This window comes from uncultured Fibrobacter sp. (assembly GCF_900316465.1).
Taxonomy (GTDB): domain Bacteria; phylum Fibrobacterota; class Fibrobacteria; order Fibrobacterales; family Fibrobacteraceae; genus Fibrobacter.
The window spans coordinates 1-22,979 of the sequence record NZ_ONDD01000001.1 but is presented as its reverse complement, the minus strand read 5'-3'; the positions used below and the strand labels follow the sequence as shown (position 1 = coordinate 22,979).

Genomic DNA, 22,979 nt, shown 5'->3' with positions numbered 1-22,979 from the left:
AAATGTCAACAACTCCGAAAAAAAACATTAAAAAGCAGTTGCGAAAATAGATTATTTTGATAATAGAAACTATATTATTGGGACGGGTCAACCATGTTCGCAAGAAACAAAATCAACATATACGATTACACCGACTACCGTAAATTCCTGCAGGACTTTTACGAACTCGAAAAGTCGCTCGATCCGACCTTCAGCTATCGGGTCTTTGCGTCTGCTGTGGACATGGACGCAAGTCTCTTGGTGAAAATCTTGCAGGGTAAGCGTCATGTGTCTTCGAAAGGTGTTGAACCATTCGTTGAATTGTTCCGTTTCAAAGAGGCGAAGGCTGAATATTTCCGCGAAATGGTCGCTTACGGCAAGGCAAAGACCGACGAAGAGGTGCGCAAACATTTTGAAATACTCCAGAAAATGCGCCCCGCTGCTTGCCGCGAACTTGATGAGGCTCGCTACCGTTATTTTCAACAGTGGTACTATCCGATGATTCGCTCGGCACTCGACGTATTTGATTATCGGGGCCCGCAAAATGCCGCCGCACTCGCCGAGACATGCATTCCGAAACTTACCGCTACGCAGGTTGAAAAAGCGGTCGAGGCGTTGCTGCAGTTGGGACTTGCCCGCCAACGCAAGGATGGCCGCGTGGAACCCACCGAGGCGCATCTCCGCACGCAGGAACACTGGCTGAGTGCCACCATTAGCGACTACCAGGGACGTATTGCGGAACTGGCGCGCGACTCGATAGCCAACACGCCGAAGGAAAAGCGCGATATCAGCACGCTCACCATGGCGCTTGACTCAAAACAGATCCAAAAAATCCGCGATATCCTCGCCGAAACGCGAAAATCCATCGTAAATGTGGTTAATGCGATGCCGTCGCAAATTTGCGACAGCGTTTATCAATTAAATTTCCAGTTATTCCCGATGATGAAAAAGGAAGAACGGTAAAAATGTTCCAGGTGTTTAGGATTCATAAATTATTTTATTTCGCGCTCGGCCTGATTCTGGCGGCGTTTTCGGGCTGTTCCGACAGCGGCCCTGAAACTGCCGGAGCCACGAGCGAAACGACGAACGGGATTGCGGTCGTTGCGCTTGATGGAGTTCACAGGCCGATTCCGCAGGCGCGTGTTACCTTGTACCAGCGTCCTAGAGCCGCTTCTGCGGAAAGCCCGTCCGAAGATATAACGGTGTTCCTCCCGTCCTATGTCACTGCGCTCGAAACCGCCACGGCAGATGATTCCGGAAAGGTACAGTTCGAGACTCGGCTGGATCAGTGCCAGAATGCAAGGTGCTATGTCGAGGGAATTGCTGGCGAGGATTCCTCGCTTATGGTGTGGACTAAAATCAATGCGGCAGATTCTTCTGCGAAAGAAGTAGAACTCTTGCCGTCCGTATCGCTTACGGTGCGTACCGGGGCGGCCGCTTCCGATTCTACTGTCTTGGGCTGTTCCTTGATGCTTGATGCGACTCCCTATTGCGCCAAAAATGATGGAAACGATTTCGTATTCTCGCATGTTCCGGCGGGTCTATATACCATTGTCGCGAATAGTCAGCCCGTTGGCGATATTTCGCTTGACGCGGGCACTTCTGTTGACACGCTCCTGTGGTTCCAGGATTTGTCTCACGAATACGTTTTCGAGGATTTTGACGACGGCGACAACCTGAACAATCTGGCAAAGAAATACCCGAATTACGGTTGGTACTACATACCGCACAAGGGGGCGTCCTTTGAAAGCCCCGACAGCGCGGGTGGTTTTGCAGGGGCGCTCGTAGATGACGGAGCCCGTGGCAAATATCTCTCGTTAAAGTTTACCATCCAGGATACGGGCTATGTCATGCTCGGGACGCGTCTTGGCCTCGATACGGGTTATTACGACCTGAGTGCGCTCACGGCCCTCCGACTGAAAGTTCGCGGTGACTGCATGTTTGCCGTTGCGCTTGAACATTACCGCCAAATCGAGAATAACAACTACAATAAGGCGTTTTGGTTTACGAAGGCGAGCGATGAATGGACCGAACTGGTCTTACGCCTAGGCGAAGAAATCGTGGACAGTAAGAATTATCAAGTTTTGTGGGACGAAATCTCAAGCGAAATTGGCATATTCAGCATCTTTATCTATAACGGATCTTTCCTGGAAATAGATGAAATCGTATTCGAAGGAATTCAAATTATCGATTAACCAAATAAAGATGCCTCGGCGGATGCCGAGGCTCTTTTGCTCCCTTTTGTATCGGGGAAAGGCTTTTGCTTACTTGATTGAAATCGGGTGGACGGAATTGCCGATGCGGAGAATGTAGCGGCCTGCCTGCGGTGCGCTTAGCTTAATGCTGCTTGCGTTTGCGATGCCGGAACGTAGTGTTTGTCCGAGGATGTTCGAAAGCGAGTAATGCGTACCGTTCTTGATGCCGGTGGCGATAATGTTCAAACCGTTGGTGTTTATGCGGTAATTCGCCTTTGCGGTCTGCGTTTGGACGGCGTCTGTGTTTGTGGGAATTTTTACAGGTGTATAGCCCTCGACGCTTTCGATGCACTTGATGTTTTCGACCCAAAGCGAGGTGTCAAAAAAATCGTTTGTTACATTAAAGCGGAACGCGGTCGCCGCCGAAAGAACCGGGGTCAGCGGGAGTGCTGCCTGCCAGCCATTACTCATCATCCAGCCTAAATCCACGTAGACCGTTTCCCATTCGGGTGCATACGGCATTTCGACAAAGGGGTAGTCCCAGGCGCCTTCGCCAAAGACATCGATACTGGCGTTCCAATCGTAGTAGAGGATAAACTGGTGGTTTGCTCCTTTGTAGCGGTAGCTAACCATTTTGCACTTGGACAAATCGGGCTCGCCGTCGAACGCGTATTCTGCGCGAATGTACGGGGCGTAATCAAAGCCGGTGCCGACGGTGTCAAGCTTCATGTTGTCCATTTTCACGGTAGTTTCGGTAGAGTTGTCGGTAAAGGTGGAGTTTCCCTTGTCGCCCTGTTCGTCGCCGTAGTCGTCAATGTCGCTGGTGCTGCTCCACTTGCCCGGAATATCGGTGCCGGCGCCGTATGTAATCAAGTTGGGCAACTTGTCGCTGATTTCGGTTTCCCAATTCAGATTTTTCTGGTAGGTGGTCTTTGCGGGCAAAATGTTTTCTTTGATGTAGTTATCGACATCGTTGTTTTCGAGGAAGGGCTTTTCGACATCCCACTTGGCGCAAGAAATTTTCTTCTCGTTGGTCCATGCGAGGAATTTCTCGAGTTCGGTCTTGTGGGCTTCCTTGGTGAAGATTTCATCGATGCCGCCCCATTCCGTTACGAATACGCTAAGGCCGGATTCCATCGCCTTGTTGGAACTGGACAAGTGGCTAGAAGTCTGGTGCAGGTTGGCGTAGAAATGGTAAGTGTAGGCGACGTTATCGTCTTGTACGGGGGCAGCTACGGCATCGCCTGCCATCGAAGACCACATCGGAGTTCCGACGATTACCAGGTTCTTCGAATGTTTGCGGATCGCGCTGATGACCGTGTCGGCGTAGGCTTTCAGGTCTGCCCAGGATTCACTCACGGGTTCGTTGTAGATTTCGAAAATGACATGCGGGTACTTGCCGTAGCGTTCGGCCATGCGCCCGAAGAAGGCGGCGGCATCGTTTGCGGTAAAGCAGGTCTTGTTGTCGTTGAATTCGTACTTTGGCTTTGTTCCCTTGTGGATGCAGTTGTAGTAACCGCCTTCGCTGTGCCAGTCAATCAAGACGTAAACGTCATTTTGAATAGCGGCTTGAACCACGGTGTCCATTTGCGATTCGAAATATTCGGGGCGGGTCATGTAGCTTCCGTGTCCCCAAGGCGGCACGACGCCCATGGCAGAGCGGACGAGTTCAACGTTCCAGGAGCCGACCAAAGTGTCGATAAAGGAACTCCCGTAAAAACTGCTGCCGTACGGCCAGTACTGACTCCAAGTGAGGCTCATTCCGCGAACCTGGACCTCGGCGCCGTCCTTGACGCCTTGCACGCTGCCATAAATGCGGCCTTCGCCAGCGGAATTCTTGCCGCTTTGCAAAGCGCCGTATTGGCTAACGGGGCCGACGCGCGTGGGTTGAATGGTGGCGAACGCGCTGCTTGTAAAAGCGAGAGCGCACAAGGCTACTATGCCTATATTTGTCTTTTTCATAAAGCACACTCCTATATGTGAAAATTCTAGAATCGCATTCCGAGGCTTGGCCACATGCTCGGCGAAATGCCGTCAAAGCGAATGTTGTCCAAGAAAATCTCTGCGTCTTCGGTCACCAAGATGTTGATGGTGTTGACGGCGATAAGTTCCGTGTCGAAATCGTCGGCGGTAAAAGTGAAATGTTCCCATTCGCCGCCGAGCGTCACGAAGGCGGTCTGGTGGAAGTCTCGCTTGCCGTCGTTGCCGCGCTTGGTGATTTGCAACGAAATCTTTCCGCTGCCCTTGGCGTCGAACGAAATGGCGGTGGCGCTTCGCAAGTCGTAGAACGCGAACATGTCGTCTTCATCAAAATCGTCGCCGATAGAGAACCCTGCGACGCCGTAATGGCCTTTAGTATCCTGGTCGATATTGAAAATCAGGTGCAGGCTGCTTCCGCTCTTGGCGCTGTCGCCGGTAACGAGAATCTTGTCGCTATCGATGCCTTCGGCGACGCGGCTGTTCCCGCCTTGCAGGGAGTCGGTGCAAATAAACCACCAGCCTTGTCCAAAACTCTTGCCGATAAAGGTCTGCCTGTGTTTCCAATTTTCAAAGTCTTCGACAACGGTGAAAATGCTGTCGGCGATGTTGATGTGATTTGTCGTGGCGCCATCGCTTAGGCCGGTTTCCATTTGGTAAGAGAATTTGCCGAAATACCCTTCAACGAAGGCGTAGTGCACGCCTGCAGGCAAGCCGCTGAATTCAAAGTATCCTTGTGCGTCCGTGGTGACGGTTTGGTCTAGAATGCTTACGGTTGCGTTTTCAACGGCGGTACCGTTATTGGTGATGATGCCTTTCAGGCTTTCGCTTTGGGCGATGGCGAGATTCTGCTCCGGACTGCGTTCAAAGTCGACCCAGCGCATAATGGAAAGCGAATCGCCGGAGCGCATTTCGAGCAGCTGGACGGGGGCCTTCTTTTCGCTCAAGGCGGCGGAGTTAATCTTGAGAATGCCGTTGTCGTCAAGGGAGTCTTCGTAGGCGACAAGCATGGAATCCTCGTTTAAAATCCATACACGGGCGACGGCGTTTTTGAGGGGCATTCCGTGATTGGTGGCTGTAACGATGCCGGCAATTTCGGTTTCGCCGGCGTTGCTGCCTGTGCCGTTTGCGACAGAATTTTCATTTGTGCTGCAGGCGGTGAATGCGATGCCGAGGCTGGCTGCGAAAAGCGAAAGGGCGAGAATAACCTTCATTATTTGCCCTCCTTCACCTTGGCGCGATTCACGAGCTGAAATCCGACATGACAGACGCGGTCGGGGTTCTTTTCTTCGCGGGACATGGCCAAAATCTTTTCGCGAAGCTTGGCGATTTCTTCGCGAACCTTTTCGAAACTTTCCTTGGAAAGGCTACAGGTTACGCTGGTGATGCTGCGGTCATCGCTCGAGAACAGGTCGTAAACTTCGCTATTGACTTCGAGGTTCTTTAAATGGTATTTGCGCAGAATGGTAGAGCGCACGCGGGGCGGCGTCGAGATGGTGGGTTGCTCGACATGGTAGGTTCCGTCATCGTTCAAAGAAACGAATCCGGCTTCCTTTAGGTACTTGATTCCGCTTTGCACTTGCGGGGCGCGAAGCGCGGGCGTGAACATCCGGCCGATTTTTTCGGCAGGGGTGTTTGCGGGGAGGAGCGGCAACAAGTCGCGCAAGACGGGGTAGTACCACTTCGAAAAGAACTTGAGGGCGGAATCCTGGAGTTCGTATTCCTGATTTTTTGCGCGTACGGCGAGGAGTTTCTTGAGCAAGTTTTCGCGTTCGTCCACGTTCTTTTCGTTGCCGAAGCGGACTAGCGTCAGAAAGTATTCGGATTCTTCATCGGAAAGCCCCCAGGCTTTGGCGAGCGTCTTTGCGTTTGCAGCAGAAAGCGGGCGGGATCCGTCCAGAATGCGGTTGAAGAAGGCGGAACCCGAGACTCCGGCGCTTTCTTGAATGGAACGGATGGATTGCCCTCTGGATTGCAATGCTTCCACGACGGCCCGGATATAATCCCGGTAATCAAAATACATAAATACACTAATTGTGGAAACATTGTTCATATTGCTAAAGTTAGATAAATATTTGCAAATGTAAAGTAAAATTTTATTATTATTGTGTATAAAATACATTAAAAATGGAAACATGTCGGCGTTTTTTGGTCGTAGTCTACGGACAACCCTAAATTTCAAAAAAACTACCCAGCACTCCGATAGGAGTGTATTTTTTTTGCGTAAAAGGAGCTTTTACAATCGTTGTCAATGAACAAACACATATTAATGGGCTTGGTGGATAACGTTTTGAAAACAAAAGTGCCAAAATTAGATTATAAAAGGCAATATTACAACAAGAGGAAAAAATGGGAGTAAAAAAGGATGTTGGGTTGGCTTTAGCGGGCGTTGTCTCGCTTTTTGGAATTTCCACCGCCGCAATTCCGGCGACAGAGGTGGTGACGCTTCCGTCGGAATCGGCTTATGGCGGTGGTGACAAGGTCAGTTCGCAGTTGGTTGCCGCGACTTATAACGCAGGCGAAGGTCCGGGTATCTGGATTGTGGCCGATGGCGGCTACAGACTTTACCACAATGGCGCTCTCCTTGCACAGGACAACCAGGCGGGCCGCGTGCGCTTTGTGCCGATGACGTTCCTTCCCGGTGAAAATGCAATTTCGGTCGTGGGCGTGAACGGTAAAGGTGCCCCCGGCGTCATGGTGCAGATTGACGACCTGGACAAGTCTTACTATTCCGGCAGTGGTTGGAAATCAAAGCCTGCAGTGAGCAACAACTCGTGGAAAAACAAGGGCCGCGACCTTAGCCAGTGGGGCGGTGCGACAACCCTTAACTACGCAAGCAACAAGCTCCCGAGCGGGGCGGCGCTTTCCGGCTTTGCTGCAAACACGCAGGCCAAGTGGATTTGGACTTCTGCCGAAACGGATCCGACAGCGGTTCTGCTTTTCACGTTCAACGTGAAGGCCGAAGGCTTCGGTGCTTCTACGACGGGCGGCGCTGCCGGCAATATCGTTTTCGCGAGCGATTCCGCAAGCATCCGCAAGTACTTGCAGAGTAACGATGCGGTGACAATCCTTGTGCCCGAAGGCACTTACGATTTTAGGCAAATGCGCAATGCGGTGACCGAGGCGAACAAGCAAGGGCGTACTTGGTGCCGCACGACTTGTGGCGAGACGAACCGCGTGACAGGCAAGACGAATAAGTTCTACCGCATCGCCTTCGAGAAAAATAGCTGCGCGAGCCTCGGTGAATCCGGACTCGAAATCGTGAAGGAATCGGACAATCTGCAGGCGTGGAGCAACTGGATTACCACCAAGCCCAACAAGAGTCTTGTGGGCATGGGTCGCGGTGCGAACCTGCGCGGTGCCTCCATTGTGGTGCGCAGTAACGAGGGCTCTTACAACCACATCTACCGCAACCTCGCCATTTACGACGTGAACCCGCACTTGATCGAAGGCGGCGATGGCCTCGAAACCGTAGGTTCAGCCTCGAAGCATGTGAAGGGCTTTTGGGCCGATCACATCAGTTACAAGTGGATCAGTGACGGCATGGACATGGAATTCGTGGACGATGCCACCATCAGCTACCTGGATTTTGACGGCGCGAACGAATACAACTGCTGGGGTACCGACCCCTACATGGCGCTTGTCGAAGATGCCCACCTGACTTACGCAAACAACTACTGGCACAATACCTACGGCCGCGTGCCGAAGGTCACTGGCGAAAGCAATGGTTCTCAGGTGCATCTGTACAACCAGTATGTAGATTACAACCGCTTCTTTGTGGCGGGTGCAAACGGCCATAGTGCAAGCGCGAAGGCCTACGTACGCTACGAGAATAGCTATATCGATAACGGCCAGGGTTACCTCGCCGAATGGGGCGACAACGGCTACGTTTACTTTAGTGGAGTCACGTTCGGGAGCGGCACTAAGCAACAGCACCGCTACAACGGTACTGTGACGCAGGGCGTTCCGAATGCGGCGACGTTCAACCCGAGCTACAGTTTCGAAAAACGCACGGTGGCGAATATCCCGAAAGAAATCCCGAGCCTTGTGGGCGTGGGTGGCCGCTACGGCAAGATGCCCGAATACAACCAGGGCTTTGGCCAGAGCAACAAGGCTGCAAGTGTTTCCATGACAGTGCCTTCTGCAGGGGCCAAGTTCGATGCCGGCAAGGCTGTCACCTTGAAGGCTGATGCGAAGGACAGCGACGGTTCTGTCAAGAAGGTTGATTTTTATGTCGGAACGACTTTAGTCGGCTCTGCGACTGCATCGCCTTACCAGGTGAATGCCGAAGGCCTTGCTCCGGGCACGCATTCTGCCGTCGCTGTCGTGACGGATAACTCCGGGCTCACCTGGATGTCGGAATACGTCACCTTTACGGTCGAGGGAACGGTTGAACCCGAATCGTCTTCGTCCGAGGTTGCAGAATCTTCGTCGAGCGCGGAACCTGAATCCAGCTCGTCCGAAGTCGTAGAATCCAGCAGCGGAACCACCGCAATCGCCCAGCACGTGAATCGCGGCACCGAAGCAGAAACGGCCTACTACCGCATTTTCGACCTGCAAGGCCGCCCGTTGTTTACGGGCATGCAAATGCCTGCTAGGATGCCTGCCGCCCACGTGATGGTGGTGGAATATTCGAAAAACGGTAGCGTTAACCGCCGTTACGTGAAGAGTCGATAAGCGCTTTGTAGGAATCCAGGATCTTTTGCGCTTGCTTAGCCAAGATGTCGGTTTTGTTCATCTCGATGACTTTTTGCAAGTGCTTGAGACCGTCTTCAACATCAATTTCGCGAATGACGCAGGTCTCGCCCAAGGTATAGAGGGCGCGCCTTGCGAAGTTCTTGTCTTTTTCAAGCGAAAGGCCTTTCTTTAAGAACATGATCGCTGCTTCGGGGGCGTTCTTGTTCTTTGCGATTTCGCCCCATTCGAGCCACTGGTTGCTTGAAACTTCAATATAAAGCTTGTTCATGCTGTCGGCCAGCGAAAGTACCGTAGCCTTGTCAATCGGGTGTTCTTGCAAGAGCTGGACCATCGCCTGCGTCAGCAGGCTGAGAGCCTGCTCGGGGCGACCGCCCTTGGCGTTTTCAATTCCCGACTGAATCATGGTGCGGGTCTTGGATTTCATTTCGGCCATGGGGTTACGCTTTTCAATGCGGCGGGCACGTTCTTGCAACGCTTCTTGCTTGAGTTCGTAACGGGTCTTGCGGCGAGTCTCAATCTTTAAGCCGGCAACGGCTCCTGCGCCAAAGGCGACGGGCGAAAGTACCGCGACAGCGCCGAAAATGTTCGGGTTGATAAACCAGTTGACGGCCATGTCGAGCAAAAGTCCCGTAAAGCAAATGGCAGAAAGAGCCTGCGAAGAAAGTTCCTTGCGCGGGGCGAATGCGGTTGCGCCGAGCAGGAATGCAATCGTAAGACTCATGCCCATATAGCGTTCGCCGCTGTAATGGTCAAAGAAACTCGTGCCGGTCATGACACTTACCAGAACGCCGCCGATAAGAGCCCAGCCGACAATGCATCCCCACAGAATAAACCATTGCCAACGCTTTTCCAAACGAACAAGCGTAAACACAAAGAGCACGGCGAATAAAATGTAGCTCCACACGCTCGGGAACAGAATCCAACTGGTGAGCAGTCGGTCGTACTGCCCTTTCTTGGGGACAAACGCCATGTTGTAGCGTGCGAATTTGTCGGTGTACTTGTCAATCCATTCGGCAAGTTCACGCCTAAAGTCAGATTCGCTGGGGTAGCGGTTGTTCTTTGCTATAAATTCTTCTTTGCCGCCACGGATTTCCCACCATTCGCGGAAATCCTTTCTCATGAGCTCGACGCGGTCTTCGATAATGTACGAAGGCTTTAGCGCAAAAGCCCTGTTGCGGAATTGTTCGAATTCTTCTTGTCTGACTTTTTCGGTCGGTTCAACTCCGACAATCTTGAACTGGTTTGCACCCTCATCTTCCCACCACTTGTTAAAGGATTTTTCGATTCCTCGTTCGTAGCGGCTTTGTTTGACTTGCGGCATGATTCCGGTGACGGCGTTAAAAATGCCGATACCTATAATTGCCAAAACCACCAAGTAATGGACTGGTTTCACTTTTTTTAAAAGAGCGATAATATTCGAGATAGAGGGCTTATTCATACCCTGAATATAACTAATGAATTAGAAAGTGAAAATTTTATTTTTATTAAAAACGATTGTATTCGCGCAGCTGGTTCCACAAGAAATCAGTGTTCACGTCGCGGTAGCCTTGGGCGTTAACGCGTTCGCGCAATTTGTGAGCAATATCAAACAAGTTCGGGCAGCACTGCATGCGTTCGAAGCTGTCGAAAATGGTGAGGTTGTCAATCCACTGCGTGAGTTCCGGGAATCTCGGGTCGTTAAATCGGTTTTCTCGACCGGTCTTCAGGTATTCCAGGTAACGGTCGGTAATGCGGTAGCCGTCTTCGATAAAGATGTCCATCGAATGCGGGAACAGCTTCTCGCCGGTCAGGTATTCGTGCACGATAATGCCGAAACTGAAATAGTCCACCGAGGCCGACAGGTTTTCACCCATGATCGCCTGTTCGGGCGCACTGTAGCAAGGCGTCATCTGTCCACCATATTCGGTGATGGTGTCGCGCATTTTCGCTTGGGCGTAACCGAAGTCGCACACGAGAATCTTGTGGTTGTTCTTGTGTTGCGGATTCTGGCACAGAAGCAGGTTCTTGGGCTTTAAATCCTTGTGCACTACCTGGTAGTAATGCAGCTGGCTAATCGTGTTTGCCAAGTAGGCAAGCTGGGCAACTCGATGCAGAATTTCGTCATCGGTCAGGTCTTTCTTGAAAAGCCTGTCGAGGGAACAACCCTTGATGAATTCCATTTTCAGGTAAGGGTGTCTGCCGGCGATGCCGCCGCCCATGCTCTGCACCACGCCTTCGATATTGGTGGCGTGAATCAGGTTGTTGATGCGGATTTCGTCTTGGAATGCGCTCAAGAGGCTGTTCAGGCGGTGGAGCCTGTTCTTGCCGGGGCTTGCCCAGAACTTGCAAATCTTGACGACGATTTCTTGCTCCACATAGCGGCTGGGATCGTTCGGGTGTTCCAGCCAGTATTGGGCGCGGTAAAGGTTGTTGGTGCCTTCGAGCGTCAGGGGCTCGACGAGCTGGATATGCTGCATGGCCCCGTTGTGCATGTATTCGGGATTCTGGTCGAACCACCGCTGGTATTCTTCCATGGTGTAGTTCGGGCGGAGAGCCAAGTTTCTAGATACGCGATCTAATGTTTCTGCCAGAATGTTTCGAATCATGTCCTAAATTTAGCTAATCCCCAAAACAAAACAAGGTGCCGCCGAGCGACACCTTGCAATAAAAGTTATTTGAGATTAATCCATAGTCTTTTCGAGAGCCGTTGTAATGACATTGTAAGCATCTTCTACGTTATCGCAGAAATGGAACAGCTTCAGGTCGTCCTTGTCGATCATGCCGGTTTCGGCGAGGTGATTCCAATTGATTACCTTGTTCCAGTACTTGCTGCCGTAAATCACGACGGGCATCTTGTCGCCGTATTTTTTTGTCTGGATCAGCGTCAAGATTTCGAACATTTCGTCGAGCGTGCCGAAACCGCCAGGGAACACCACGAGTGCTCTGGCCATTTTCATGAACCAGTACTTACGGATAAAGAAGTAACGGAACTGCAGGTTCAGATCGTCGTCGATGTAGGGGTTCGGGTGCTGTTCAAAGGGCAGCTTGATGTTCAGGCCGACTGAAGAGGTACCGACGTCGTTTGCGCCACGGTTACCTGCTTCCATAATGCCCGGACCGCCACCGGTCATCACCGCAAAACCATGGTCGTGCTGCTTGTTTGCCCAACGGCCAAGTTTCGCGCCCAGTTCGCGCGCGGCGTCGTAGTATTCTGCGACGGCTTCCAGTCGTTTGAGTCGTGCAAGTTCGGCCTTGTTCTTGCAGCTTTTTTGGCGTTTTTTGAGTTCGGCCATGGGGAGCGTGCGGGCAGAACCGAAGAACACGATGGTATTCTTGATGCCTTCCTGTGCAAAAATCTGGTACGGCCCCATGAATTCGGAAAGAATTCTGATCGGGCGCCCGACATCGCTATCGATAAATTCCAGATTATGGTAGATCATTTTGCCGGGGGTCAGTTTGATTGCCTTTTTCTTTGCCATGGTAAACTCCTTGGTTGGGAACACCCAACAGCTATATTATATCCCTAAAATACACTCAAAAAGGCAAAAAGCAACAAAAAAACGCTTTTTTTCTACTTGCAAACAAAAAAAACTTTATATTTATAACATGCTAGTAAAAATTTGGACCGACAGCTTTATCATCACGGGCGAAATCGATACGCTCCGCGACGAACGTCTCACGGACTACATCCGTGAAAACAAGGACTTTATTGCCGTAACGCAAGTGCGCGTGAGCGACAAGAGCGAAAAGGATTTGTTCCGTACGCACTTCTTGAACGTGAGCACGCGACATATCGAGATTATACTGCCTGCAGAATAAATAATGCCAAGCGAAGGCAATAGGCCCGGTAGCCTATTGCCGAAGCGCTGGATGAACATAAAAAGACCGCCCTGGTGGACGGTCTAAATTTTTTGCCTTAACAGGTCTTCTTAATTACAGGAAGAACCAGGTGGCGTAAACGCCGGCCTTAAGACCGAAACTCAAGTTAGACATTTCGGTTTCGGAGCTGGTGTTTGCGGCGATTGCCGTGGTCTTTGTCGTAGAGGACGTGTACACGAATCCGAGGCCAGCCTTTCCGGAAAGCTCGAAGTTCTTGACGAGTTCTGCATGGACACCAAACATCAGGTTGATGTTCAGGTTGCTCGAAGAAAGGGTGGACTTATTCATTCCGTCGTTGGCTAAGAGCTGTTCGCCGTTGCTGATGTAGGCGATTTCGGCACCCACAGAAGTCGGAAGTACCGGAGTGTCGAGGTAGTAGTCAATTCCGGCGCCGATACCGAATGCGGTATAATCGTCACCCATATCCACTTCTGCACCGCCTGCTTCGTAGGTGGATTCACCATGGTGGTTCAACAGCAAGATACCGGTAGCGGTCAACGTGCTGCTAATCTTATACTTGATGTGAATTTGCTGGTAGCTGTCGGTAAGACCCATACCGAGGCCCAGGAAGGCGTCTCCAGAAGAGGCTTTGGATTTCTTTTCTGTTTTTGCAACCGGAGCGTCGTCTTCTTCGATCGCCGGAGCTTCTTCACGAGCCGGGGCGTCGTCTTCTTCGTATTCGTCATCATCGTCTTGTGCGTAGCTGTAAGAGCACAAGGCGAGTGCCGTCACGGCAGCAAGAAACATTTTTTTCATATAATACTCCTTAAATGGGTGTTTCAAAAATCCACTAGGAATACTAATAAAAAAAGTCAAAAAGTGTTATAACCTTTGCTAAAGTTTTACCATTCCATCGCAATTTTCTTGATAAGGAAGCGTCTTGACGCCTCATCAAGCTTTTTGGGGTCAAAATTGACGCCCATCAAGGCCGCGTAAATATTGAACGGGCTTGCGGTGGTTCCCATGTTGTTACACTTGATCTTAAGGATAATGGCGCCGCCTGCAATTTGAATTCCAAGAATGTGTTCATTCAAGTTGATTTCCTGACCGCGGTGGTTGAGTACCACGGGGAGCGTCTTGCTTTCGAACTTTTCCATGATGCCTTCGGGAATGGATTCGGGCGTGAACGAATAGATCATTGCCGTCGGCATGTGCTTCGAAAGCTTTTCCTTGAGCGGTTCGATGTTCACGATTTCCATGCCGCGCGGGAACGGCCTCGAAAGTTCGGCCATAATCTTCGGCAAGTTTTCCTTGGAAATGTCAAGCGGTTGCAATAAGTCTACGCTGATGACTTCACAGTAGGTTTCAAGACCGAGCGGGAGTGCGCCCATGTTCGAAATGCGGGGCTTCGGGCTGAAGCCTTCGCTGAACTTGATGGGAATGCCTGCGCAAAGGAACGTGCGTTCGAAGAAACTGAGCATGTTCTGGTGCGGCAAGAATCGGCTGAGACCAGTCTTCTTGAAAGTAATCTTGTAGCTGTGGCAGCTCTTTTGCGTGGGGCGGCGTTCAGCGACAAGTTTCTTGATTTCCTCGGGTGTGCGGCTCGGGGCCTTGTGGCGCACCGGGTCGTTTGCGAGCTTGATTTCGGCGCCGAAGCCCGGAATGCCGCACTTTTGGCAGTCGCCCCATTTGCAGTTGGGCACCGGTGCGGAGTCTTCCTTGAAGGCTTTTTCCCATTCGCCGCGCAGGTACTGTTTGCTTGTGCCGGCGTGAATGAAATCCCACGGGAACACTTCGTCTTTTTCGCGCATGCGGTACACCCAGCTGGTGTCGTAGCCGCATTCTTCCCAGACCTGCTGCCATTTTTCGAAATCGAAACGGTAGGAGTCGCTTTCGAAGATGATTCCCTTCTTGTAGGCGGCGTAAATCACGGGGCCGAGCCTGCGGTCGCCGCGGCTGTATATGGCTTCGAGGAAGCTTGTTTCCCAGCCGGCCCAGTTCACCTTCACGTTCGGGTGTCTAAAGAATCGTTCGCGCACGTAGCGGATATGCTTGAGGGCGGTTTCCTTGTCCATGAACGGAGCCCACTGCAGCCCGGTAAAGGACTTCGGAATCAGAATACCCATGCTCACGGCGATTTGACATCCGCGCAGGTACTTGCGACCAATCTTGACCAGGTTTTCAATCAGGTTGCAGAACGCTTCCATGTCCTGTTCATTCTCGGTCGGAAAACCAATCATTGTGTACAACTTAATCTTGTTGAACCCGCTGCTGAAGGCGTGTTCGGCGGCGTTGTACATGTCCTGGTCGCTGATGGTCTTGTTGATCATCTTGCGGATTCGTTCGGAACCGGTTTCAGGTGCGAAGGTCGCGCTGCGGCCACCCTTGAGGGCAGAAATCTTTTGGGCGAGCGTTTCGCCGAAGGCGTTCACGCGGATGCTCGGGAGACTCACGTCTACCGTATCGAAGAACGGGTCGTCAATGATGGAGTCGGTCAAGCCTTCCACGGGCTTGTAGTCGGCGGTGGAAAGCGAAAGAAGTCCAAGTTCGCGTTCGCCGGTTGCCTTGATGCCAGCCTTGGCGATGTCCAAGACGTCATCGGGGTCGAGTTCGCGGCAGGGTCTGTACCAAATGCCTGCCTGACAGAAACGGCAACCTTGGGCGCAGCCTCGCATGACTTCGACGCTGAATCGGTTGTGTACCAATTGCATGTTGGCAATCAAGTTCTTGATGGGGTAGTTCTTCGGATCCATTACCGGAATGAACTGCCTGCGCACACCGTTCGTGTTCTGGTAGCTGCCCTTGGCAGGCTCTGCAGGAACGATGTCGCCAAATTCGTTGATGACGGTGGGTCGGAGACTCGGAACGTACACGCCGTCAATTTTAGACAAATTCTCTAGAATCTGGGCACGGGGAAGTTTAGCTTTACGGCCTTCGCCCACGCAGCGCAGGAACTTGATGATCATGTCTTCGCCGTCACCAATCATGAAGGCGTCAAAGAAGTCTACAACCGGCTCGGGGTTTGCCATGGCGGGCCCGCCTGCCACCAAAATCGGGTCTTCTTCGCGGCGGTCTTTCTGCCATACGGGAATGCGCGCGATGTCAAGCACGTAGGGCACGTTCGTAAAATTGAGTTCCGTCTGGAGCGTCATGCCGACCACTTCGAAATCACGCACCGGCGTATAGCTTGCGTAGCTGTACAGCGGAATGTCGTACTTCTCCATTTCTTTTGCCATGTCGTCCCACGGTGCAAAAGAGACTTCGCACAGCAAATCCGGTTCGCGGTTGATGACATGGTACAGGATGCGGATTCCGTTATTGCTCATGCCGATTTCGTACTTGTCGGGGAACACGAACGCCATGCGGCAAAGCATCTGGCTATGGTCCTTCACGACACTGTTCGCTTCACCACCCATATAGCGGGCGGGGGATTCGACGGCGGGAAGGGCAAGAGCAATTTTTTCGAGAATGGTCATGTTGGCAAATTTAGCTAAATGCAAAAGCCCTCCTGTTTTACATGGAGTTACAAATGCTTAGTATTAACTGAGGGCGTTTTGGGGGTTGTTGCCCCATTTTTCTGTTAATAAACTTGCAGTTCCCGTTTTTTTGGGGTTATTTATGTGCCGTGTATCTATAAATTCACTTTTTAACTACATTTAAGAGCATGAGCATGCTAACATATTTCTTTTGGTTGGTTACGTTTGTCGCGGGTGTCGTCGTCGCGTTTTTTGTGCCCGAAACGACGGTCCCCGTTGGTGGCAAGTTCGTCTTTATCGGGGCTTGGGGCGCTGTCCTTGGCCTGGTACTCTACAACGTGTGCAAGCGAAAGCTTGATATTGCCGAAGAGGACTTCAACGAAGCTCTCTATTCCATCAAGGACTCGAAGCTGTCCATGACGTCTGGACTTTCGACGCCGGAAACGGATCCTCTGGCTTCGTCGCCGGAACCCGAAGACATGCCTCTCCCGACGGGGGCTATCTCTTCGAAGGAAGCTCTTGCTAAAAAGGTTGATGAAATTTGCGTGAAGTTCCCTCTCGAGGCTTGGAAAAAGTATGCTCGTTGCCTCTTGAAGGACCGTCCGGTTCCCGAAGTAATCAAGGCTCTGCAGGATTTGCTCCCGCAGCTGTTCCCGAATGCTTCTGGTATTCTGTATATGTATGCCGGAACTCAGACCGATTTGCACAAGGTTCTTTCTTTCGGTGAAACCGTTATTAGCGACGATGTGATTCGCCCGGTTGAATGCGCCAGCTTCGATGCCGGCGATATCGTTATTACGGACTATTCGAACCCGAGCGTGAATGGGGGCTGCACGCACTTGCATCTCCACCCGCACGGAATTTCGTTCTGCGCCCCGATTGAAGGCGTCGAAGAACATTTCGGTATTTTCTCTCTGCAGACCGATGCCCTGCCTGACAACGAAACCATGGATGACTGGCATGCCAAGGTGAGTGCGGTTTCTGCAACGTTTGGTCTTTATATTGCGACCCAGAACCTGAATGCCCGCTACAAACAGCACAGCATTCGCGATGGCCTTACGGGCCTGTTCAACCGCCGCTATATGGAAGAATCACTGATTCGCGAAGTTTCTGCGGCAACCCGCCACCGTTCGCCGATTGGCCTTGTCATGATTTATCCGGATTCTGTGTCCCAGATTCAGGAACAGCGCGGTCGTCATGCGGTGGAACAGCTCCTGTGGGAACTGGGACAGCGCCTGCCGGGCTATGTCCGCAACGAAGATATCCCGTGCCGTTACGAAGGCGATGTGTTCTGCGTGATTCTGCCGGGCGCAGACCTCAAGATTACGCGTGCCCGTGCCGAACGAATCCGCAACGAGATTTCTCAGCTCAAGATTGCCTACGGCGAAAGCGTCCTCGAAACGACCCTCAGTATGGGCGTGGCCGTCATGCCGGCTCATGCAGGCGATGCCCGCGGACTTCTGCAGGCTGCAGGCGAATCGATGCAGATGGCTGTCCAGTCCGGCGGCAATCGCGTGATTCTTGCCGAGGCCCTGCCTCCCAGGAAATAAGCAGTTAAAGACATCATTTGTTAATTTGTCTGCAAAGTAGCTCCGCTTTGCAGGCTTTTTTGTTATAAGCCCCAAATGGTCCCGGATTTGGTCGGAAATAAAAAAACTCAGCCAACTTGCGCTAGCTGAGCTTTTTGGGGGTTAGGAGGAGAACAAAGAGTTCTTGAGTAGAAAGATAGAAAATGAGTGGGGTAAAAGGGGTACTTAGCCTTATCTTTGTTGAAAAGCGTTGAGATTTCTTCAACATTCTCAACGGATTTCATTGGGCGTATTTTCTTTTTTTTACTATTTTTAAGCTATGAAAAAATTTTTAGCTCCCATCGTGCTGCTTGTCTTGGCATCCGCTTTGGCTGTGTATCTCTTGATGGATTTCTCTGGTTCGGGGAATTCTTTTGACGCCGAAGCTTATCTCGTAGCGCGTTCTAAAATTGATTCGCTTGAACTTGAACTGTGGAATGCAAAAGCGAATCCGGACCTTCAGGTAAATATCCGTTTGCAGTTGGACTCTGCATGGGAAGAGCTCTCCTCCATGCGTTCCGCACCTGCGTCTGCCCCTGCAGAGGGAGCCTCGGTCGAAGGTCAGTCCCATACGTCTGACATTGTCAAGTGGATCCTCGGTGGCGTTCTCGCCATCGCTGTCTGCGTTGTCGTTCTGGTGTTCGTCCTGAGAAAGCGTCAGGAAATTATTACCCGCCGCATGGAAGCCATCAAGGCCGAACGTTTCAAGGAGCCCAAGGCTGTTCTCGACGATGCGACGATTCCACCGCGCCCGCGCCGCGAAAAGCGTTCCATTATTGCTGACGCCGAGGCGTATGCCGCCCAAAAGCGTGAAACGCTTGCACAGGAAGCCGCTGCAAAGCAGGCTCCCAAGCCCGAAGAAGAACCGAAGGTTGAATTCGAAGACGAAAACGGTGTTCCCGAAAACAAGATTTTGACGGGCGTTCCCGACAGCAAGCCGACTCTCAGACCTACTGCCAAGGAACGTATCACTTCTGCTATGCAGAATCTGTCTGACGTATTGCGAGCCCCTCGCGGTCTTTCTCGTGAACGCACCATGAAGCTGCGCGCCCAGAGCCGCAACCTCACGGGCGACCCGAACCTCAAAAGCCCGCTCGAAATCACTCGCTTCGATCGTGAATCCAACGAAAAGATGAAGATTCTCCAGATGTCCCGCCGCGGATTCCCCGCCTCGGCTATTGCCTCTAGCCTGAAGATTTCTCAGGAAAAGGTGGAAGCGGTCATCAAGGAAGCCATGGGCTAATGCGTTATCGTTTCCGCTGCGAATACCTGGGGTCAGCTTTTTATGGCTGGCAGGCCCAGAACGAGGGCGGAAAAACCAAGTTCGTTACTGTTCAGTCTGCGCTAGAACAGGCTTTTAGCGTCGCTCTTCGTACGCCGGTACGCATTACGGGTTCTGGCCGTACCGATACGGGCGTGCATGCCCGTGGGCAGTGTGTGCATTTTGATTTCGATGGCGAAATAGATTGCGCCAAAGTGGTTCGCTCGATTAACGGGCTTACCCAAAGGCTTATCCGCATTCGCGACCTTGAACCTTGTGCGCCGGATTTCCATTCTCGCTATGATGCCTTGTGCCGGTATTATCAGTATACGATTTTTACGCGTCCGGTCGCACTCATGCGTGACTTCGGTTGGGAGTGTGGCTCCTTGAATCTTGATCTCGATGCCATGGAGCAGGAGGCCAAGTCCTTCTTGGGACATCACGATTTTATTGATTTCTGCATTCCCCGAAACGACGGCAAACCGACGGACTGCATCCTCACGGAATTCCGCCTGGAACGCCTGAATGACTGGAGCTGCATGTTCCATATCAAGGGCAACCGATTCTTGCACCGTCAAGTGCGAGCCATGGTCGGCACGCTGTTCGATGTCGGTCGCGGCAAACTTCCGCTGGGAACAGTGCAGACTATTTTCGACAGAAAATTTAAGGGCGAACGCACGTGGGCGCCGCCCCAAGGGCTTGTACTTCAGAATGTGGAGTATAAGGACTACTAGCCCTTAATCGCATCGATCATGTCGCGGATGGCGCGGTCGATGCCAATCATTACAGCTTTGCTCACAATGCTGTGGCCGACGATGATTTCGTCGATGCCTTCGATCGCTGCGATGGCGCCGACGTTTCTGTAGTTGAGTCCGCGGCCGGCCTTGACCTTCAGGCCGTATTTGCGGGCGAGAACCGTCATGTCTTCGAGAGCGGAAATTTCGCGTTCCACTTCTTCGTTGCTTCCGAGCGTGAAACTGGTAGCGTACTTGCCGGTGTTGAATTCGACAAAGTCTGCGCCAATCTTCTTGGCTGCCTTGACCTGTTCGGTTTCGGCGTCAATGAACACGCCCACGGAAATGTCGTTGTTCTTGAGCGTCATGACCGGCTTCACGAGGTCGTTTGCCTTGGCGGCAACGTTCAGACCGTCTTCGGTCGAAAGTTCCGTATGGGTTTCGGGGACAAGCGTCACCGTGTCGGGCTGGTTGTTGATTGCCACCTGGAGCATTTCTTGCGTGGGGCTGATTTCCAAGTTCATCTTGGTCGTAACCGTGCGGCGCAAAAGCTGTACGTCGCGGTCCTGGATATGCTGCTTATCTTCGCGCAAGTGCATCGTAATGCTTGCAGCGCCTGCGATTTCTGCAAGTACTGCCGCTGCAATCGGATCCGGTTCGCAAATCTTGCGGGCTTCACGGATGGTGGCGATATGATCAACGTTAAATCCAAGTTTTACGGTCATACAAGGCTCCTTGTCATTTCTTCATAAAAGTAGATAAATTTATTAGAGTGGTACCCTGGGCTTTCGCTTTTGCCGGCAAATCGTTCAATTTTTCGATAGAGCTCATGCTCAAGGGAAGAATCATCACGGCGAGGCCGTTGCGCTTTGCTTCCCTGATTTTTGCCTTGGAATAGTCGTCAAGCGAGCTGTTTTCCGGGTTGTAGGCCGTGGCGGTCTTGCATCTCATTCCGATTTCTTTGCAGGTTTGCATCACGATGGAACGCTTGTTCGCCGAAATATCCAAAAACCAAAGACCTCGGTCCTTGGCGGGTGTCAAAATGGCCTGCAAAAGTTGCTTGTGTTCTACGGCCTGCTCGCCGTAACGCGAAACAATGCCCCTTGCTTCCGGGAACTTGGCATGTGCATCTCCAATCACGGTCTCGATTTGTTCTTCAGTGTGGTGGATGCGCAAGGGTCTTAATTTGTTGTGAGCCTTGTTCAGTTTGGTCGATTCAAGCGTGAGCCAAAGGGTTTCGCTCTTGTTGTTTATGTTGTCTAAACTCGCGTAGTCAGCTTCGCTTAAACCGAATGGCGGAATCAACAGGTCGTACGGGTAGTCAAGTTTTTTGAGGGCGACAATCAGTTCGGGCGTCAGGTTTGTTACCTGGAAGGCGACTGCGAGTAACGAGGCTCCCGGCTTGAATTCATTTCGGGAGACTTGAAGTTCCAGTTTGAGAGTGTCTCCCTTGTCGTTCAAAAGGTCGACCTTTGCGGCTTGGAAAATAGAAGGGTCCAGATTGTAGAGTTCTTCCATGTAAAGAATCTTGCCCCCATTCTTTTCGGCAAAACGCTTAACCTGCAGCAAATACATGATGACCGTTTCGCCGCCACCCATTGTCCAGATATGGCGCTTTTTACGCTTGGCGTAGCTGACCTGCAGCGGCGACAAGGCCGCGTCCATTTTTTCTTCGAACGGACGGGTATCCTTTTCTACAGTCTGTTCAGCCGTAGAATCCTTTTGGCCAAGTAGCTTCTGTACCTTTGTCTTGTATAGATCGGGGAGTTTCGGAAGTAAGAATACGAACCCTCCGATTAAAATCACTAAAACAATAATTATGGCAAGAATGTGCTTCATTTTTCCCATGGTAGGTGCTAATATAACTAAATTGCCGGTATGCCTATTGTGTTTGCCTTGGTCGGAGCGACCGGAATTGGAAAATCGGAATTGTCCCTGCGACTAGCGGAATCGTTTAATGCCGAAATCATTGGCGTTGATTCCAGGCAGGTGTACAAAGGATTTTCAATAGGCACGGCGCAGCCGGATGCGGCAAGCCTTAAGCGTGTGAAACACCACATGGTTGATTTTCTTTCGCCGACTGAAACTTTTTCGGCGGGGGAGTTTTGCCGCCAAGTGAAAAGCTTGTTGGCCGAAAACCCTGACAAAAACTACATCTTGGTCGGTGGTACAGGACTTTACGTACAAAGTCTTCTTCTCGGTTTGCCCAATATCCCTGCCGTTCCTCCAACAATCCGTAAAAAGTTTGAGGATATGGCTGCTTGCGAGGGGTCTTCTAGTTTGTATAAAATGGCTTGCGAAGTAGATCCTGAATCGGCTGCGAATGTGGACCCGAATAATGCGCAACGCCTTGTGCGAATCCTTGAAGTTTTTGAGGCTGCTGGTCGTCCTTTATCTGGTTACCAGAAGGAGCGTGTTGGTGGGATTGGGACGCTGTCTGTTTTCTGGCTGCAGCGCGAAAGGGATGTTTTGTACAAACGAATCGATTCTCGCGTAGATCAGATGATTAAGGACGGCTGGGTCGAAGAAGCCCGGGAACTCTCTAAAACGGTACCGCTTACGGCTCCGGCATGGCAAAGTTTGGGCTATCGCGAGCTTTTACTGGCTCAAAACGCCTCTGAAATGGCGGAAGTTATTGAAGATGTCAAGAAAAAGACCCGCAATTACGCCAAAAGGCAGCTTACGTGGTTCCGCGGACAGATGAACTGTACTTCTGTAGATATGAATGAGGACCCTTTTAAGACGATTTTGGGCCTTTTGTAGTGTATTGAGTCTCCAATACACCTTTTAACAGAATTTTTGAAGTCAAAGTTTGCATCTATAGTCGGTTATAAAACCGATTTATTGCTCTTTTTGAACGTTTTTTGGCGAAAAGACTTTTGGGGCTCTTAAAAAAGTTGTGAATAGTTTGTGAACTCTCGGGTAATTCCCTGCGCAAGAGTCGTGTTATTCCCGTTTTTTGCGAAAATAAGAAAAAAATGCGATTTTTTCTGCAAAAACACCCTTGCAAAAGTTCCTGAAAATTCTATAATTGGCGTCGTTCCTGAGAGGGACGGCCGAAAACGAAACGCTAAACGCGAAGAACCAAGTAAGCCGCGATCAAGGGACAGCAACCCGAGAGGTTGCTGAGTAGATTGAAGGAATCGGAGATGTGCTTAGTGACGGGTCCAAGAGATTTCTTGGAATAGTCAATAATACGAACGTGATTAACGGGACCAAGACTTTAAAAAATTAATGAAGAGTTTGATCCTGGCTCAGAACGAACGCTGGTGGCGTGTCTTATACATGCAAGT

18 protein-coding genes and 1 rRNA gene are annotated in these 22,979 nt (G+C 51.3%); 9 read left to right on the top strand and 10 right to left on the bottom strand.

The genetic code is table 11. The features are described 5' to 3' along the window. Window positions 1–93: 93 nt before the first annotated feature. Window positions 94–942: a TIGR02147 family protein gene (locus tag QZN53_RS00095; RefSeq protein WP_072801375.1), complete on the top strand. Its 849-nt coding sequence runs from the start codon at window positions 94–96 to the stop codon at window positions 940–942. Window positions 943–944: 2 nt separating this feature from the next. Then, complete coding sequence (locus QZN53_RS00090; protein ID WP_163436576.1) at window positions 945–2,174, top strand: CIA30 family protein; 1,230 nt, start codon at window positions 945–947, stop codon at window positions 2,172–2,174. Between the two features lie 69 nt (window positions 2,175–2,243). On the opposite strand, the gene QZN53_RS00085 is transcribed toward QZN53_RS00090, so the two are convergent. From QZN53_RS00085 to QZN53_RS00075, 3 genes are read right to left on the bottom strand one after another with little or no spacing between them, the layout of a single operon-like run. Further along, window positions 2,244–4,136, bottom strand: a complete 1,893-nt coding sequence (locus QZN53_RS00085) for a glycoside hydrolase family 5 protein (RefSeq protein WP_163436574.1) — start codon at window positions 4,134–4,136, stop codon at window positions 2,244–2,246. 26 nt (window positions 4,137–4,162) lie between these two features. After that, window positions 4,163–5,365 (bottom strand): carboxypeptidase-like regulatory domain-containing protein, encoded by a 1,203-nt coding sequence (locus QZN53_RS00080; RefSeq protein ID WP_294650693.1) that lies wholly within the window; start codon window positions 5,363–5,365, stop codon window positions 4,163–4,165. Further along, window positions 5,365–6,204 (bottom strand): TIGR02147 family protein, encoded by an 840-nt coding sequence (locus tag QZN53_RS00075; RefSeq protein ID WP_163436572.1) that lies wholly within the window; start codon window positions 6,202–6,204, stop codon window positions 5,365–5,367. The genes QZN53_RS00080 and QZN53_RS00075 overlap by 1 nt, the downstream gene beginning before the upstream one ends. Before the next feature lie 296 nt (window positions 6,205–6,500). Here QZN53_RS00075 and QZN53_RS00070 point away from each other — a divergent pair, with 296 nt between their 5' ends. Continuing rightward, on the top strand, window positions 6,501–8,828 hold the full coding sequence (locus QZN53_RS00070) for an Ig-like domain-containing protein (protein ID WP_163436570.1): 2,328 nt from the start codon (window positions 6,501–6,503) through the stop codon (window positions 8,826–8,828). Here the strand turns inward: QZN53_RS00070 and QZN53_RS00065 are convergent. The 3 genes from QZN53_RS00065 to QZN53_RS00055 all read right to left on the bottom strand — a co-directional run bounded on the left by QZN53_RS00065 (window position 8,800) and on the right by QZN53_RS00055 (window position 12,307). Continuing rightward, the gene (locus QZN53_RS00065; protein ID WP_163436569.1) at window positions 8,800–10,287 is read right to left on the bottom strand and encodes a DUF2339 domain-containing protein; all 1,488 of its coding nucleotides are present in this window, start codon (window positions 10,285–10,287) and stop codon (window positions 8,800–8,802) included. The two genes, QZN53_RS00070 and QZN53_RS00065, sit on opposite strands and share 29 nt — an antisense overlap. Before the next feature lie 46 nt (window positions 10,288–10,333). Beyond that, window positions 10,334–11,434, bottom strand: a complete 1,101-nt coding sequence (locus tag QZN53_RS00060) for a protein kinase (RefSeq protein ID WP_163436567.1) — start codon at window positions 11,432–11,434, stop codon at window positions 10,334–10,336. Between the two features lie 75 nt (window positions 11,435–11,509). Then, entirely contained in the window at window positions 11,510–12,307 is a 798-nt protein-coding gene (locus QZN53_RS00055; RefSeq protein WP_163436565.1) for a TIGR00730 family Rossman fold protein, read from the bottom strand. Between the two features lie 127 nt (window positions 12,308–12,434). Here QZN53_RS00055 and QZN53_RS00050 point away from each other — a divergent pair, with 127 nt between their 5' ends. Beyond that, on the top strand, window positions 12,435–12,647 hold the full coding sequence (locus tag QZN53_RS00050; RefSeq protein ID WP_163436563.1) for a hypothetical protein: 213 nt from the start codon (window positions 12,435–12,437) through the stop codon (window positions 12,645–12,647). Between the two features lie 114 nt (window positions 12,648–12,761). Here QZN53_RS00050 and QZN53_RS00045 read toward each other — a convergent pair whose 3' ends face one another. After that, the gene (locus QZN53_RS00045; RefSeq protein WP_163436562.1) at window positions 12,762–13,463 is read right to left on the bottom strand and encodes an outer membrane beta-barrel protein; all 702 of its coding nucleotides are present in this window, start codon (window positions 13,461–13,463) and stop codon (window positions 12,762–12,764) included. Between the two features lie 86 nt (window positions 13,464–13,549). Next, window positions 13,550–16,147, bottom strand: a complete 2,598-nt coding sequence (locus QZN53_RS00040) for a TIGR03960 family B12-binding radical SAM protein (RefSeq protein ID WP_294650681.1) — start codon at window positions 16,145–16,147, stop codon at window positions 13,550–13,552. A gap of 191 nt (window positions 16,148–16,338) precedes the next feature. Here QZN53_RS00040 and QZN53_RS00035 point away from each other — a divergent pair, with 191 nt between their 5' ends. From QZN53_RS00035 to truA, 3 genes are all read left to right on the top strand, one after another. Next, a complete protein-coding gene (locus QZN53_RS00035) occupies window positions 16,339–17,673 on the top strand; it encodes a GGDEF domain-containing protein (RefSeq protein WP_294650679.1) in 1,335 nt (444 codons plus the stop codon). Between the two features lie 298 nt (window positions 17,674–17,971). Then, window positions 17,972–18,934 (top strand): hypothetical protein, encoded by a 963-nt coding sequence (locus QZN53_RS00030; protein WP_163436558.1) that lies wholly within the window; start codon window positions 17,972–17,974, stop codon window positions 18,932–18,934. After that, entirely contained in the window at window positions 18,934–19,686 is a 753-nt protein-coding gene (truA, locus tag QZN53_RS00025) for a tRNA pseudouridine(38-40) synthase TruA (protein WP_163436556.1), read from the top strand. The genes QZN53_RS00030 and truA overlap by 1 nt, the downstream gene beginning before the upstream one ends. Here truA and QZN53_RS00020 read toward each other — a convergent pair. Both QZN53_RS00020 and QZN53_RS00015 read right to left on the bottom strand, forming a co-directional pair. After that, window positions 19,683–20,411 (bottom strand): pyridoxine 5'-phosphate synthase, encoded by a 729-nt coding sequence (locus QZN53_RS00020; RefSeq protein ID WP_163436554.1) that lies wholly within the window; start codon window positions 20,409–20,411, stop codon window positions 19,683–19,685. The genes truA and QZN53_RS00020 overlap by 4 nt on opposite strands. A 13-nt stretch (window positions 20,412–20,424) precedes the next feature. Next, on the bottom strand, window positions 20,425–21,492 hold the full coding sequence (locus tag QZN53_RS00015) for a divergent polysaccharide deacetylase family protein (protein ID WP_294650673.1): 1,068 nt from the start codon (window positions 21,490–21,492) through the stop codon (window positions 20,425–20,427). Between the two features lie 72 nt (window positions 21,493–21,564). Between QZN53_RS00015 and miaA the strand changes: the two genes are divergently transcribed. After that, window positions 21,565–22,449, top strand: a complete 885-nt coding sequence (gene miaA, locus QZN53_RS00010; RefSeq protein ID WP_163436550.1) for a tRNA (adenosine(37)-N6)-dimethylallyltransferase MiaA — start codon at window positions 21,565–21,567, stop codon at window positions 22,447–22,449. A 468-nt stretch (window positions 22,450–22,917) separates the two neighbouring features. Further along, window positions 22,918–22,979, top strand: a 16S ribosomal RNA gene (locus tag QZN53_RS00005); the annotation flags it as partial.

Excerpts from the sequence above, each read along its gene's own strand:
- QZN53_RS00080 (WP_294650693.1), bottom strand. The coding sequence starts at position 5,365 with ATGAAGGTTATTCTCGCCCTTTCGCTTTTCGCAGCCAGCCTCGGCATC.
- QZN53_RS00065 (WP_163436569.1), bottom strand. The coding sequence starts at position 10,287 with ATGAATAAGCCCTCTATCTCGAATATTATCGCTCTTTTAAAAAAAGTG.
- QZN53_RS00090 (WP_163436576.1), top strand. The coding sequence starts at position 945 with ATGTTCCAGGTGTTTAGGATTCATAAATTATTTTATTTCGCGCTCGGC.
- QZN53_RS00070 (WP_163436570.1), top strand. The coding sequence starts at position 6,501 with ATGGGAGTAAAAAAGGATGTTGGGTTGGCTTTAGCGGGCGTTGTCTCG.
- QZN53_RS00060 (WP_163436567.1), bottom strand. The coding sequence starts at position 11,434 with ATGATTCGAAACATTCTGGCAGAAACATTAGATCGCGTATCTAGAAAC.
- QZN53_RS00055 (WP_163436565.1), bottom strand. The coding sequence starts at position 12,307 with ATGGCAAAGAAAAAGGCAATCAAACTGACCCCCGGCAAAATGATCTAC.
- QZN53_RS00050 (WP_163436563.1), top strand. The coding sequence starts at position 12,435 with ATGCTAGTAAAAATTTGGACCGACAGCTTTATCATCACGGGCGAAATC.
- QZN53_RS00045 (WP_163436562.1), bottom strand. The coding sequence starts at position 13,463 with ATGAAAAAAATGTTTCTTGCTGCCGTGACGGCACTCGCCTTGTGCTCT.
- QZN53_RS00020 (WP_163436554.1), bottom strand. The coding sequence starts at position 20,411 with ATGACCGTAAAACTTGGATTTAACGTTGATCATATCGCCACCATCCGT.
- QZN53_RS00085 (WP_163436574.1), bottom strand. The coding sequence starts at position 4,136 with ATGAAAAAGACAAATATAGGCATAGTAGCCTTGTGCGCTCTCGCTTTT.
- truA (WP_163436556.1), top strand. The coding sequence starts at position 18,934 with ATGCGTTATCGTTTCCGCTGCGAATACCTGGGGTCAGCTTTTTATGGC.
- QZN53_RS00075 (WP_163436572.1), bottom strand. The coding sequence starts at position 6,204 with ATGAACAATGTTTCCACAATTAGTGTATTTATGTATTTTGATTACCGG.
- miaA (WP_163436550.1), top strand. The coding sequence starts at position 21,565 with ATGCCTATTGTGTTTGCCTTGGTCGGAGCGACCGGAATTGGAAAATCG.
- QZN53_RS00030 (WP_163436558.1), top strand. The coding sequence starts at position 17,972 with ATGAAAAAATTTTTAGCTCCCATCGTGCTGCTTGTCTTGGCATCCGCT.
- QZN53_RS00095 (WP_072801375.1), top strand. The coding sequence starts at position 94 with ATGTTCGCAAGAAACAAAATCAACATATACGATTACACCGACTACCGT.